Source organism: Comamonas squillarum (assembly GCF_025309455.1).
GTDB lineage: Bacteria > Pseudomonadota > Gammaproteobacteria > Burkholderiales > Burkholderiaceae_C > Comamonas > Comamonas squillarum.
In genome coordinates, this window is record NZ_CP104377.1 from 709,695 (window position 1) to 721,789 (window position 12,095).

The window sequence follows — 12,095 nt, forward strand, 5'->3', positions numbered from 1 at the left end:
AGAATTTGGGACAGTGAAACTGTCGATTCACGGTCTGACAGGAGTTATACGTGCCGCACATCACACTTCCATCCGCTGACAATCAAGAGGTTCGCCTCCACTACCAGGACTATGGCCAAGGCAAACCGGTTGTGCTTATTCATGGCTGGCCGCTCAGTGGCCGTAGTTGGGAAGCGCAGATCCTGCCGCTGGTTGAGGCTGGATTCCGCGTCATTACGTATGACCGCAGAGGATTCGGAGAGTCCTCGCAGCCCTGGTCTGGCTATGACTACGACACTTTTGCCAAAGATCTTGAGGCTTTGCTCGACGCCCTGACGCTCCAAGATGTCACCTTGGTCGGCTTTTCTATGGGGGGTGGAGAAGTGGCCCGCTACCTGGGTTTATATGGCAGCAAGCGTATTGCCAAGGCCGTGTTCGCGGCGGCTGTCACCCCGTACCTGCTCAAGACAGACGACCACCCAGAAGGCCCGGTGACAGAAGAGGCCATTGCGGAGAAGGACGCAGCCATCCGCGCTGACCGCCTGGCTTTCTTGGAAAAATTTACCCATGATTTTTTCACCCCCAAAGGCGGAAAGCTGGCAGTCAGCGAAGCCCAACGTGCTTACGCGTATGCCATCGCTACGTTGGCATCACCTAAAGCCACGCTCGATTGCAGGCATGCATTCTCGCGCACTGATTTTCGGGGAGACCTGAGAAAGATCACTATCCCTACCTTAGTGTTGCACGGTGACAGTGATGCCATCGTACCGTTTGAAGTGAGCGGCCATCATACGCACCAACTGGTGAAAGGTTGCGAGTTGCACCTCATCAAGGGAGGCCCGCACGGTTGCAATGTATCGCATGCAGCTGAGTTCAATCAGGCCCTGATCAGCTTTATGAAGCGAGGCTAACTAACGTCAATCGCTGGGATTGGCGGAGGTCAGAGGCAGATGGCGAGTTAATCTAAGGCCGTTAAATGGCTGCCAAAGAGGGATTGGCAAATGCCAGTCTCCAGCCAAAACCGTGATCTATTTGCCCGAACTGGCAGTGGCTTGGATGGGTTGAAGGTGCGGGGGTAAACCGTAGCTCGCGGATTGAAAAATCGCGGAGCTCGCCGAATAAAATTTTAAAAATCAAGCCCTTGCGTGCATCGCGCGAGGGCTTTTCTTGCGTTCCGTTCCGCAATTTTCGGGCGTGCTCCGCAATGCGTATGCAGTGAATAACTGAAGATCGGGCGCGTAAAAAAAAGCCACCGGCTGGGTGGCTTGAATGCCCGCAGGGTCACGGGCGGGAGGGAGCTGTGCAAAGGGCTGGTAGGTCAACCAGCCCCATGACTTGAGATGATCCTATGCAAGCGATTGGCCGGGAGTTTGTCTCTGGTGTGAAGCGCAATGTAACTCTTTGAAACTCAGTGGATAGGACTCACCCAGCCAGCAGCTGGCCTGTAGCCAGGCTGGGTGCCGTGTGCATGGTGGAAAAGCGATCTGTTTGGGCGCTTGGGCGCGGTCGCCGTGCAACGGATATTGGCCGTTTTCCAAAAGCGACACCAGACGGTGGATGGGCGTACCCTCCGTGCCATAGCAGGCAGGGATCTGTCATGCCGGGGTAGCGGAGCCTTATTGCTGCGGCAGCATTCGAGGCTGCGGATGGGATGGTGACATGCAGGCACCACCCTTTGGAGGCGAATGAGGCGCGAACGCAAAGATCGTCGCAAGGTCTCCCATGGCCCTTAGCCCGGCCCAGCCTTGGCTACTTGAGATCGTGCCGCCTCAGTGCATTCTGGGTGCGTCTGAAAAAAGGCAGGGCTCTGGGTGCCTGGTCCAGATCGGCCTGCGCAATGTTCGGCTGCTGGGCAGGCGCATAGCGCTCGCCTGGAAACAGGCTTTCCTCTATTTTTCTGAAGGTTCTGGGGCCCACGCTGGGCATTTGCAAAAGCTTTTCCGGGTAGCTCTGGGCTACCTGTTCAATGGTGGTAATGCCATTTCTTGCAAGCACTCGCCACAAATGAGGCGGTAGCAAGCCTTGCAAGGTCGTAGCCGCATGGAGCGATGGGTGTGCAGTGCTGGTATTCATCTCTAGCCATCCAACAATGTAGAACTGAAACGCCGCAGCCCGGGTGCGTTGGGAAGTGAAGGGCTGCGGAGTTTGAAGCATAGAGTGAGCGCGTAACAATTGGTATCACTGAAAATAGTGATTCTGTCAATGTCAACGCAAAAATAAGGGGTGTGCCGAGGTCTGCACTGGAGGATATCTAGCGTCGTATCGCTCGCTACGACTCCGTGCCGGGTCCTGGGGTGCCGGCCAAGCAGGATTGCCAACTATAGGGCCTCGGCCCACCAATGGCCAAGCACCTCTGCCACACGTGCGGCACAGGCCAGAGCGCTTCCTAAGCAGGCCTGTGGTTCGCCTGCAGTTGACCATCCATGCTGCCAGACCTGGAGAGCTGATCGGTCAGGGCCAGCAGTGATGGGATTCTGTGCGCGCCCGCCATGCGCGAGACCCGGGCACTGGCTAATTGAGGGCTGACGCCTACGGCTGTCACAAACAGGGGGCGCTGCGATTGCCCGCGGCGCACCTGAACCACGTCCGGGCAAGACGCCACACCATGAAACGCGGTCTTTGCAACGCCGATGACTGGCGCAGCGCCATCCAGTGCCTCGTAGAGGTGGGCGCCCAGCCCCGCACGCTTTTCGTCGCCCAGCCACACATAGCCGTCGATGACGATGGCTTGGGGCAGTGCGGGTAGCGTTTGCAGAACACTCAGCAGACAAGGCAGCTCACGCTTGTAAAACGCCCCGGGTTCATAGTCTTGTATGGCTTCGATATGGGCCAGGTAGTGGTGCAGGGCGGCTGGTGATGACCAATCGCTCGCAGTGACGCAAGCGGCTTGCGCCTTTTGGCCCTGGTAGTGGACATCCAGAATCGCAATCATGGTGCGGATTCCCTGGCTGAGCCGCCACTTCTGCTGATGGCTTGCATGACTCGAGTCTTCGTGGGGGCTGCAGTGAGGAGCGAGCCCATCGCTTATTCCAATTCCAGATCCAGGCGCTGCTTAGCCGTGCTGAGCTTGCTTTCCAAGGCGGAGAGGCGCAGCGCGTACGCGTATTTTGTTTCTTCCGCTTGGGGATCGATGCCGTCCAGAAAGGTCATGAATGCCACCTGGTAGTCTTTCACGGCCTTCTTGGCGTCGCTCCCCTTGGCTTTGCCGAGCACTTTTTGGTAGACGTTCTTGGATGCCTGCAAGACTGCAGTTCGGCAGTCCAGGAAATCGCTGTAAGCCTGTTGTGGTGTTGTCTCACCCTGGTTCGCCTGGAGGCGACCTATCGTATATTCTTCCTTGCAGATCATGGCTTTGATCTTCAAGGTCTTCCAGGCAAAGGCTTCTTGTGAGGCGGGACTGGCGTGGGACAGACCTGCATATGTGAATAATACACATGAGAGTGACAAAGTAAGCCGGGACAACATGGTGGACACCTGGTGTTCTGAAGACGCAGGTAGTTTACGGCCATCCGGGCTGAGCGCTGCAGCGGAAATTCTCTTTGTCTTGGTGCGCAACTGGTGCGAAAGGCATCCGCAAGCTGCCCGCGGGCAAGAGACGGCCACGATGGACGTATATCAAGGACGATCACCGCTGCAGCTCGCCACCAAGTCCCAAAAAAAGGCCACCCGAAGGTGGCCCGAGGCGCTGAAAAAAGCCGTTCCTGATCGCTCAGGCATGTTCATGCAAATATAGAGAGGGAGGGAGGATGGTGCATGAATCCGGCAAAATCGTTAGATATATTCTATAGATTGATATAAAACGATTTTGCAAGGGTATTCCCTTGGTTCGCAAAAAAAGAGCCTGCGTTCAGCCGGCTCTCAAGCGATGACTAGCTCATACTTCGTTCTAGCACCTCCCTATATTCATAAAATCATAAGCTAGACCAATTGCAGGACGGTCTTGGTACCATCAACAACTGTCAGGGCAAGCGTGTCAGCATGTGAGCTTGCGATGCAACATCATCGGGCTCACACCCCTTGGACGGAATTGCCCGGCCGGCCTGGCCATCCCAATGCCATCTCGCCCAGTGGGCCCACTGGATCGACTTGGCCCACTTGGCCCACCTGAACCACTTCACCATTTGTCGAATCCATGCCAATGGTGGTCCTTCATGGGGCCTAGCAAGCCTGAAGGCTGGCACCGATCCCTCGGCAGCTCGTGCCTGCACCAAACGCTGCGCTCGGCAAAAAATTTCAACCCAGCAACAAGCTTCCCGCATCCAGAGCAGGAGGTCGCAAAAGATCGTCATTGACCCCCATGGCCAGGCTTGCGCGCTCAATGGCCTGCCAGAGGTTCGAAGGCATCTGCAGAATTTCTTCGGGGGAGTTGGACTGGTCAATCCAGGCGCTGATCTCGCCATGTTGGGCATGGGTGAGCAGCTCCAGGCTCAGCATTTCGTCGATGGTTTTCATAAAGCTCAAGCGGTGTGCACGGGCGAGATGACCGCAGTCATGCGCCATCGGCAATCAAAAGGAAATCGGGGCGGAGAGGGGACGGGCAAGTCTGCTGCGTGCGTCAAGGAGCGGCTGGTACTTGAAGCGCGTATCCATGTGCGTGCGTGTCCGGGCTGCAGTTGCGTTGCGCTTGGGTGGCCATGGAATCCTCCTGATGCTATGCCCCACTGTAACCGGTTCCGGAGCGCACGCAGGCGCATTGGTTGCCATGCAACACAATCCGAGGTTGCGTTGCGGCCGGGAGGGAGTAGGCGGCTGTCATACAGGTCATGCCGCAGGGCGGGGGAGTAGCCGCTGGGCGCGGGGACAAGGCATTTCGCCCGACAATAGCGGCTCTCGAAAGACAAGGAAAAGCGGTGGTCCCTTCCCAAGAACATGCTGCGTTGATGGCCAGTTACCAAAAGCTGGTGGCCGAGGTCAACCAGAAAACGGCCCTGGTGCGCATCGCATCGCTCAAAGGGCCTCAGGCCATGCGTGCTGCGATGGCGACTGCTGCAAAGGCTGAGCGCCGGCGCGATGTGCTGGCCGCCAAGCTGGCGGCGGCTGGGGTGGTAGTGGGTGACTGACGCCAAACCGGAGCGTGCAGCCAAAAAATCTGGCAGTCTCGGCAGTGAAAGCGGTGCTGGGGCAACCGCATGGGCGCTTGCCTTTGCGCAGCGATGCTGCAGGGAGACATGACCCCGGCGCCGCCAACCGGTATAAGCGGCCAGCGCGCAAAGCCCGCAGCGCTTAGGCTGGCGTGCAAAACGCCCGGTTGGGGTAGAGAATATCCGTAAGCACATGGTGGCCACGGGTCTGCAGCAGGTAGGTGCCTGGCCCGCCGTCAGCAATGGCCTGCTCCAGCAGTTCCAGGAATTGCTGGCGATGGTGGACGTCATCGGGCAGCCAGGCAGAGGCAGCCACGGCGTTGTCCGCGCCGCTGCCTTTGGAATTGATCAACCTAATCTCTTTCATGTTGAACAATTCTCCATACGTGATTGACATTGTGCAAGCAGTTTTTGCTTGAGTTAGCAATGGTTAAAGAATCACCCAATAAAAACATTCACATACCGTTAGGTTCGGGCAGCAATATAAGCCCATGTGCATCAAGCGTGTTTACCGATTTCTGGGTGGTTGGCCACGCTCTAGGCGACCGTAAGGGTGGCGATTTTTGATTGCGGATGTAACAAAAAAAACCTGTGAACTCGGTGCGCGTTGCCGATCTTGGCGGGCTGTGGATGGGTTTGGACTGGTCAGAATGCGCGCGCGGCAGGATTTTTCGCGCACAATGCTGCCTCTCGCAATGGCGTGCTTGTACTCTGGGCTTGATGATAGCCGTTGGGCGGTTGGCCAGGGGAGGGTTGAGCACGCTGCAGATGCCGGGGAGGGCGCGGGTCCTTCTTATAGGTGCACTAAATGCATTTAAATGTAGAAGGTCTCAACCACCGCTTGCGGTGGCTTTAGCGGTATTTGCACACATTTGGTGCAAAGATGCCGATGGATGCCTCGCATAGGTGCAAAGGTCACTGTCTGCTAGCACATACGTGACATATTTGGCAATCCTTGGCATCCCTCTTGTGAGAGTTGGTTAGACCTATATGCTGTCTCCGCATCGCACTTGATAGTTGCTCTATTGGCAATGATTGCGATCCATAGCTTGATTAAAAAAAGGATTCCGATATGAAGGTACCGTTTCGCCTCAACTCGATGGTGGTTGCATTTGGTTTGGCCGGCAGCATGCTCGCTGGCGCCGCCCAGGCTCAAAATATCAAGATTGGTGTGGTCATTCCTGCGACGGGTCCGCTGACCCAGTACGGCGACATGGTCAAGGAGGGTGTGGATACGGCGCTCGAGCAGATCAATGCAGCCGGTGGTGTCAATGGCAACAAGCTCGAAGCGGTGATCGTTGACGATGCCTGCGAGCCCAAGCAAGGCCCAGTGGCCGCCAACCGCGTGGTCAACGCCAAGATCCATTACGTGGTCGGCCCCGTGTGCTCGGGCGCTGCCATTGCTGCGGCGCCCATCTACAACAACGAAGGTGTGGTGGTGGTGACTCCGTCGGCCACGTCGCCAGCGCTCACCGAAGGCAAGAACTTCAGCTCGATCTTCCGCACCATTGGCCGTGACGACCAGCAAGGTCCTTTCGCTGCCAAGTTCATTGCCCAGAACGTCAAGCCCAAGAAGGTTGCCGTGCTGCACGACAAGCAATCCTACGGCCAGGGCATTGCCACGGCCGTGCGTGACACGCTCAAGGCCGACGGCGTGAACGTCGCGCTGTTCGAAGGTATCAACGCCGGTGACAGCGACTACTCTGCCGTGATCACCAAGCTGAAAAGCGCTGGTGTGGACTTTGTCTACTACGGCGGCTACCACCCAGAGATGGGCCTGCTGCTGCGCCAATCGGCTGAGCAAGGCCTGAAGGTCCGCATCATGGGCCCAGAAGGCGTGGGCAACCCTGAAATCAACGCCATCGCCGGCCCGGCTGTTGAAGGCATGCTGGTGACCTTGCCTGCGGACTTCGCTTCCAACCCCAAGAACGCCGCCATCGTCAAGGCATTCAAGGACAAGAAGCGCGATCCTTCCGGCTCGTTCCAGATGGGCTCGTACACCGCTGTGCAAGTCATTGCTGATTCGATCAAGGCCGTGGGCAATGATGGCGCCAAGGTGGCCAAGCACCTGCATACCGCAACTTTTGAAACCCCACTGGGCAAGCTCGCCTGGGATGCCAAGGGTGACCTGAAGTCCTACGACTTCCAGGTGTTCAGCTGGCACAAGGACGGCAGCAAGTCGCCTGCAACCAAGTAAGTGTTTGGCAAAAGCATGGCTCTAAAACATAGAGCCATGCTTTTTTATTTTGGCGGCCACAAGCGCCAATGGAATTGGGTTGGTACGGTATGAACGATTTTTTGCCCCAATTCATACAACAGTTGTTCAATGGTCTGTCACTGGGCGCGATCTACGCGCTGGTGGCCATTGGCTACACGATGGTGTATGGAATTATCGGAATGATTAATTTCGCCCATGGCGAGATTTATATGATTGCGGCCTATATCGGCCTGGTGACCTTGTCGGCCATCGGCACGCAAAGCGGGCTGCCGGTCTTTGTGGTGATCGGTGCCATGCTGCTCGTAGCGGTGGTGCTCACCGGTGTCTATGGCTATGTGGTCGAGCAGGTGGCCTATAAGCCCTTGCGCAGCAGCCCCCGTCTGGTGGCCCTGATCTCGGCCATTGGAATGTCGATCTTTTTGCAAAACTGGGTGGCCCTGGGCCAGGGCGCACGTGATATGGCGGTGCCTTCGCTGTTGCCTGGTGCCTTCAACTTTCACATGGGTGATTTCGAGGTCTTTGTGCCCTACACCCGCATCTTGATCATCGTGGTTGCCGTGGTGCTGATGGCCGCGCTGACCTTCTACATCCGCCACTCGCGCATGGGCCGCGCCTCGCGCGCCTGCTCGCAAGATATGCAGATGGCCAATCTGTTGGGCATTGACACCAACAAGGTGGTGTCGTTCACCTTCATTCTGGGCGCGGTGCTGGCTGCGGTGGGCGGCGTGCTGATTGCGCTGGCGATCGGCAAGCTCAACCCCTATATCGGTTTTGTTGCGGGCATCAAGGCCTTCACAGCGGCGGTGCTGGGCGGTATCGGCAGCATTCCGGGTGCGATGCTGGGCGGCGTGCTGCTGGGCGTGGCCGAGACCATGGCTGCCGCCTATATCTCGTCCGAATACAAGGACATCGTCGCCTTTGGTCTGCTGGTGCTGATCCTGCTCTTCCGCCCCACGGGCCTGTTGGGCAAGCCTGAAGTGGAGAAAGTCTGATGGTGAAAGCGAACATCAAGAACGCCATCATCTCGGCCGTGCTGGCCGCTTTGGTGGTGGTCCCCATCTTTGGCCTGCACCTGGAGCGCAAGGGCGGCCAGAACTACATCGAGCCGCACTGGAACCTGGTGATCTGGGGCTTTGTCATCGTGCTGGTGCTGCAGCTGGTCAAGCCGATGCTGGGCAAGCATATGGCCCGGGTGCAGGCGCCGCGCCTGCCCGAGGTCAGTGCCCGCATGCGCATGACGCTCATGTGGCTGGTGATTGTGGCGGCCATTGCCTGGCCGTTTTTCAGCGGCCGCAACGCGGTCGATATCGCCACCTTGGCCTTGATCTATGTGATGCTGGGCCTGGGCCTGAACATCGTCGTGGGCTTTGCCGGTCTGCTCGATCTGGGCTTTGTCGGCTTTTATGCGGTGGGCGCCTATACCTATGCCTTGCTGTTCCACTGGGCCGGCTGGTCGTTCTGGGAAGCGCTGCCGCTGTCCGGCGCAGCCGCTGCCCTGTTCGGCTTCTTGCTGGGATTTCCGGTGCTGCGCCTGCGCGGCGATTACCTGGCGATCGTGACCCTGGGCTTTGGCGAAATCATCCGCCTGCTGCTGGTCAACCTGGTGGACTTCACCGGCGGGCCGGACGGCATCTCGAGCATTCCCAAGCCCACCTTCCTGGGCTTTGAGCTGACCCGTTCGGCCTCGCAAGAGGGTGCGCAGACCCTGCAGCAGTTCCTGGGCATCGAGTTCAACACCATGCACATGGTGGTGTTCCTCTACCTGTTGGCGCTGGGCCTGGCCTTGGTCACCTTGTGGATCAGCAACCGTTTGATCCGCATGCCCATTGGCCGTGCCTGGGAAGCGCTGCGTGAAGACGAAGTCGCCTGCCGCTCACTGGGCATGAACCCCACGAAGATCAAGCTCTCGGCCTTCACGTTGGGCGCCATGTTTGCCGGTTTTGGCGGCGCATTCTTTGCCGCGCGCCAGGGCATTGTCAGCCCCGAGTCGTTCAGCTTTATCGAGTCGGCCCTGATCCTGGCCATCGTGGTGCTGGGCGGCATGGGCTCGCAAATCGGCGTTGTCGTGGCCGCGATCCTGATCACGGTGCTGCCTGAGCTGGCACGCGAGTTCTCGGAATACCGCATGCTGATTTTCGGCCTGGTGATGATCTTGATGATGGTCTGGCGTCCGCAGGGCTTGTTCCCGATGAAGCGCCACCATGAAGAGTTGAAGCAATGACCGTAAACACGGAAAACGCAAACAGGGAGAAGTGTTTATGAGTCAAAGCATACTGAAGGTCGAAGGCCTGTGCATGCGCTTTGGCGGCTTGCTCGCGGTCGACCAGGTCGCGCTCGATGTCAAGCCGCAGGAGGTGTTCGCCATCATTGGCCCTAATGGTGCGGGCAAGACCACCGTGTTCAACTGCATCAGCGGTTTCTACAAGCCCACGGCTGGTACCGTGTCGCTGGGCGGGCAGTCGATTGCCGGCCTTGCCAGCCATGAGGTGGCCAACCACGGCGTGGTGCGTACCTTCCAGAACGTGCGCCTGTTCAAGGGCATGACGGTGCTGGAGAACCTGCTGGTGGCCCAGCATCAGCAGATCAAGCGCAACCTGCTCTCGGGCCTGTTCAAGACCAAGGCCTACCGCGCGGCCGAAGAGCACGCCAAGGAGCAAGCGGCCCACTGGCTGGATGTGATGGGCCTGCGCGCCTTCACCAACCGCGAGGCGGGCAACCTGGCCTATGGCCACCAGCGCCGGCTGGAGATTGCGCGCTGCATGATCACCAAGCCCAAGCTGCTGATGCTCGACGAGCCTGCAGCCGGCCTCAATCCGCAAGAGAAGGTGGAGCTGCAGCACCTCATCGACCGCTTGCGCCGCGAGTACGGCGTGACGGTGCTGCTGATCGAGCATGACATGAGCCTGGTGATGGGGGTGTCCGAGCGCATCCTGGTGATGGAGTATGGCAAGCCGATTGCACTGGGTGTGCCGGAGGTCATTCGCAATGACGAACGCGTGATCAAGGCATACCTGGGAGAGTCCTGATGCAGCCGATGTTGGAAATCAAGAATATCAGCACGCATTACGGTGCGATTTGTGCAGTCAACGATGTGAGCCTGCATGTCAATGAGGGGGAGATCGTCTCGCTGATCGGCAGCAATGGCGCTGGCAAGACCACGTTGCTGATGAGCGTCTGCGGTAATCCCTGCGCCACCACGGGCTCGATCAAGTTCGAGGGTGAAGAGCTGGTGGGGCAGTCCTCGCACCTGATCATGCGCAAGGGCATTGCGATCTCGCCCGAAGGCCGGCGCGTCTTCAAGGACCTCACGGTCATGGAGAACCTGCAGATGGGCGCGTTCTTCTTGAACAAGCAGGAGATTGCGCACGGCATTGACTATGTCTACGGGCTCTTTCCCCGCCTCAAGGAGCGTGCCGAGCAGCGCGCTGGCACCATGTCGGGCGGCGAGCAGCAGATGCTGGCCATTGGACGGGCGCTGATGAGCAAGCCGCGCCTGCTGCTGCTCGATGAACCCACCTTGGGCCTGGCGCCGCTGATCATTGCGCAGATCTTCGAGATCATCAAGGCCGTGCGTGAGCAGGGCGTGACCGTGTTCCTGGTCGAGCAAAACGCCAACCAGGCGCTGCAGATCGCCGACCGGGGCTATGTGCTGGAGACCGGCAAGGTCACGCTGGAAGACAGCGGGGTCAACCTGCTGCGCAACCAGGACATCCGCAAGGCCTACCTGGGCGGCTGATCGGCGCAGCGGCAGACGCTGCCACTACCCAAAGCAAAACCGCTCCTGGCTGCATGGTCAGGAGCGGTTTTTTTATGCCTGGGCGCTGCGTTAGCGCTGGTAGTAGGCCTGGATGATGCGGCAGGCCTCATGCACATCGTCGGTGATGTGGAAGAGCTTGACGTTCTCGGGCGAGATGGTGCCGTACTCGATCATCACATCGAAGTTCAGCATGCGCGACCAGTAGTCCACGCCAAACAGCACAATGGGCACACCCTTGGCCTTGTGGGTCTGCACCAGGGTGAGCACTTCGAACAGCTCATCCATCGTGCCAAAGCCGCCGGGAAACACCACCAGGGCCCGCGCGCGCATCATCAGGTGCATCTTGCGCAGCGCAAAGTAGTGGAACTTGAAGCACAGCGCCGGCGTGATGTAGCGGTTGCCCGACTGCTCATGGGGCAAGGTGATGTTCATGCCGACATTGGGTGCGTGCTCCTCGGAGGCGCCCCGGTTGGCCGCTTCCATGATGCCGGGGCCGCCGCCAGTGCAGATGTAGAGGCGGTCTTCGAGCTTCTGGGTTTCGCTGAACTTGGCCACCAGGCGTGCAAAGCGGCGTGCGGCGTCGTAGTAGCGGCTGGTGGCCATGGCGCGCTGCGCCACGGCAATCGCTTGCGCATCGCCCTGGGCCTGGGCGGCCGCCAGCAGCAGCTCAGCCTCTTCAGGCGCCACAAAGCGCGCGCTGCCAAACACCACGACGGTGTTGTTGATGCCTTGGGCGGTCAGCTCCAGGTCGGGCTTGAGCATCTCGAGTTGAAAGCGGATCGAGCGGGTCTCGCGGCGGCTCAGAAACTCGGGGTCTGCAAAAGCCAGGCGGTAAGAGTCGCGCTTGGCCGCCTGCTCTGCAGGTATGTCGGCACCGAACAGGTTCCAGTCATGCGCCATGACTTGTTCGTCGAGTTGGGTGTTGGCGTCCATGGTCTTCTCCAGCTTTCACAATGCCAGTGCCCGGCAGGCACCAGCGTTCACAAAAAACACAAACAGCGCAAGCGGGGCCTGCGCTGCTACTGAATATAGAGCGATTTGGGCATGCACTCGCGGCAAT

At 58.7% G+C, this 12,095-nt stretch carries 14 protein-coding genes; 8 read left to right on the forward strand and 6 right to left on the reverse strand.

Translation table 11 applies throughout. The features are described 5' to 3' along the window. Positions 1 to 50: 50 nt before the first annotated feature. Positions 51 to 890: an alpha/beta fold hydrolase gene (locus N4T19_RS03360; protein WP_260719479.1), complete on the forward strand. Its 840-nt coding sequence runs from the start codon at positions 51 to 53 to the stop codon at positions 888 to 890. A gap of 838 nt (positions 891 to 1,728) precedes the next feature. Here N4T19_RS03360 and N4T19_RS03365 read toward each other — a convergent pair. The 3 genes from N4T19_RS03365 to N4T19_RS03375 all read right to left on the reverse strand — a co-directional run bounded on the left by N4T19_RS03365 (position 1,729) and on the right by N4T19_RS03375 (position 3,342). Further along, positions 1,729 to 2,052: a helix-hairpin-helix domain-containing protein gene (locus N4T19_RS03365; protein ID WP_133248211.1), complete on the reverse strand. Its 324-nt coding sequence runs from the start codon at positions 2,050 to 2,052 to the stop codon at positions 1,729 to 1,731. A gap of 313 nt (positions 2,053 to 2,365) precedes the next feature. After that, positions 2,366 to 2,911, reverse strand: coding sequence for an endonuclease V (locus tag N4T19_RS03370; protein WP_116927362.1), 546 nt, complete (start codon positions 2,909 to 2,911; stop codon positions 2,366 to 2,368). Between the two features lie 92 nt (positions 2,912 to 3,003). Next, positions 3,004 to 3,342 (reverse strand): hypothetical protein, encoded by a 339-nt coding sequence (locus N4T19_RS03375; protein WP_133248210.1) that lies wholly within the window; start codon positions 3,340 to 3,342, stop codon positions 3,004 to 3,006. On the opposite strand from N4T19_RS03375, the gene N4T19_RS03380 reads away from it, so the two are divergent. Then, positions 3,326 to 3,712, forward strand: a complete 387-nt coding sequence (locus tag N4T19_RS03380) for a hypothetical protein (RefSeq protein WP_260719480.1) — start codon at positions 3,326 to 3,328, stop codon at positions 3,710 to 3,712. The two genes, N4T19_RS03375 and N4T19_RS03380, sit on opposite strands and share 17 nt — an antisense overlap. Positions 3,713 to 4,212: 500 nt before the next feature. Here N4T19_RS03380 and N4T19_RS03385 read toward each other — a convergent pair whose 3' ends face one another. Next, on the reverse strand, positions 4,213 to 4,431 hold the full coding sequence (locus tag N4T19_RS03385; RefSeq protein WP_116927358.1) for a hypothetical protein: 219 nt from the start codon (positions 4,429 to 4,431) through the stop codon (positions 4,213 to 4,215). Positions 4,432 to 4,829: 398 nt separating this feature from the next. Here N4T19_RS03385 and N4T19_RS03390 point away from each other — a divergent pair, with 398 nt between their 5' ends. Beyond that, positions 4,830 to 5,039 carry a hypothetical protein gene (locus tag N4T19_RS03390; RefSeq protein WP_260719481.1) on the forward strand — a complete coding sequence of 70 codons (210 nt, stop codon included), beginning with the start codon at positions 4,830 to 4,832 and terminating at the stop codon, positions 5,037 to 5,039. A 163-nt stretch (positions 5,040 to 5,202) separates the two neighbouring features. On the opposite strand, the gene N4T19_RS03395 is transcribed toward N4T19_RS03390, so the two are convergent. Continuing rightward, positions 5,203 to 5,427, reverse strand: a complete 225-nt coding sequence (locus N4T19_RS03395) for a hypothetical protein (RefSeq protein ID WP_260719482.1) — start codon at positions 5,425 to 5,427, stop codon at positions 5,203 to 5,205. Positions 5,428 to 6,132: 705 nt separating this feature from the next. Between N4T19_RS03395 and N4T19_RS03400 the strand changes: the two genes are divergently transcribed. The 5 genes from N4T19_RS03400 (at position 6,133) to N4T19_RS03420 (ending at position 11,014) form a co-directional block, all read left to right on the forward strand. Beyond that, the gene (locus N4T19_RS03400; protein ID WP_116927355.1) at positions 6,133 to 7,257 is read left to right on the forward strand and encodes a branched-chain amino acid ABC transporter substrate-binding protein; all 1,125 of its coding nucleotides are present in this window, start codon (positions 6,133 to 6,135) and stop codon (positions 7,255 to 7,257) included. Between the two features lie 89 nt (positions 7,258 to 7,346). Next, positions 7,347 to 8,270 (forward strand): high-affinity branched-chain amino acid ABC transporter permease LivH, encoded by a 924-nt coding sequence (gene livH, locus N4T19_RS03405; RefSeq protein WP_116927424.1) that lies wholly within the window; start codon positions 7,347 to 7,349, stop codon positions 8,268 to 8,270. Next, entirely contained in the window at positions 8,267 to 9,499 is a 1,233-nt protein-coding gene (locus N4T19_RS03410; protein WP_409935194.1) for a high-affinity branched-chain amino acid ABC transporter permease LivM, read from the forward strand. Before livH ends, N4T19_RS03410 begins: the two co-directional genes overlap by 4 nt. 37 nt (positions 9,500 to 9,536) lie before the next feature. Continuing rightward, positions 9,537 to 10,304 (forward strand): high-affinity branched-chain amino acid ABC transporter ATP-binding protein LivG, encoded by a 768-nt coding sequence (gene livG / locus N4T19_RS03415; RefSeq protein WP_260719483.1) that lies wholly within the window; start codon positions 9,537 to 9,539, stop codon positions 10,302 to 10,304. 8 nt (positions 10,305 to 10,312) lie between these two features. Further along, positions 10,313 to 11,014 carry an ABC transporter ATP-binding protein gene (locus tag N4T19_RS03420; protein WP_116927423.1) on the forward strand — a complete coding sequence of 234 codons (702 nt, stop codon included), beginning with the start codon at positions 10,313 to 10,315 and terminating at the stop codon, positions 11,012 to 11,014. Positions 11,015 to 11,104: 90 nt separating this feature from the next. Here N4T19_RS03420 and N4T19_RS03425 read toward each other — a convergent pair whose 3' ends face one another. Further along, positions 11,105 to 11,968 carry an LOG family protein gene (locus N4T19_RS03425; RefSeq protein WP_116927352.1) on the reverse strand — a complete coding sequence of 288 codons (864 nt, stop codon included), beginning with the start codon at positions 11,966 to 11,968 and terminating at the stop codon, positions 11,105 to 11,107. Positions 11,969 to 12,095 lie beyond the last annotated feature (127 nt).

Bases quoted from the DNA above. Each gene is read 5' to 3' on its own strand.
- N4T19_RS03365 (WP_133248211.1), bottom strand. From the start codon at position 2,052: ATGAATACCAGCACTGCACACCCATCGCTCCATGCGGCTACGACCTTG.
- N4T19_RS03370 (WP_116927362.1), bottom strand. From the start codon at position 2,911: ATGATTGCGATTCTGGATGTCCACTACCAGGGCCAAAAGGCGCAAGCC.
- N4T19_RS03380 (WP_260719480.1), top strand. From the start codon at position 3,326: ATGGCTTTGATCTTCAAGGTCTTCCAGGCAAAGGCTTCTTGTGAGGCG.
- N4T19_RS03385 (WP_116927358.1), bottom strand. From the start codon at position 4,431: ATGAAAACCATCGACGAAATGCTGAGCCTGGAGCTGCTCACCCATGCC.
- N4T19_RS03395 (WP_260719482.1), bottom strand. From the start codon at position 5,427: ATGAAAGAGATTAGGTTGATCAATTCCAAAGGCAGCGGCGCGGACAAC.
- N4T19_RS03400 (WP_116927355.1), top strand. From the start codon at position 6,133: ATGAAGGTACCGTTTCGCCTCAACTCGATGGTGGTTGCATTTGGTTTG.
- livH (WP_116927424.1), top strand. From the start codon at position 7,347: ATGAACGATTTTTTGCCCCAATTCATACAACAGTTGTTCAATGGTCTG.
- livG (WP_260719483.1), top strand. From the start codon at position 9,537: ATGAGTCAAAGCATACTGAAGGTCGAAGGCCTGTGCATGCGCTTTGGC.
- N4T19_RS03420 (WP_116927423.1), top strand. From the start codon at position 10,313: ATGTTGGAAATCAAGAATATCAGCACGCATTACGGTGCGATTTGTGCA.
- N4T19_RS03425 (WP_116927352.1), bottom strand. From the start codon at position 11,968: ATGGACGCCAACACCCAACTCGACGAACAAGTCATGGCGCATGACTGG.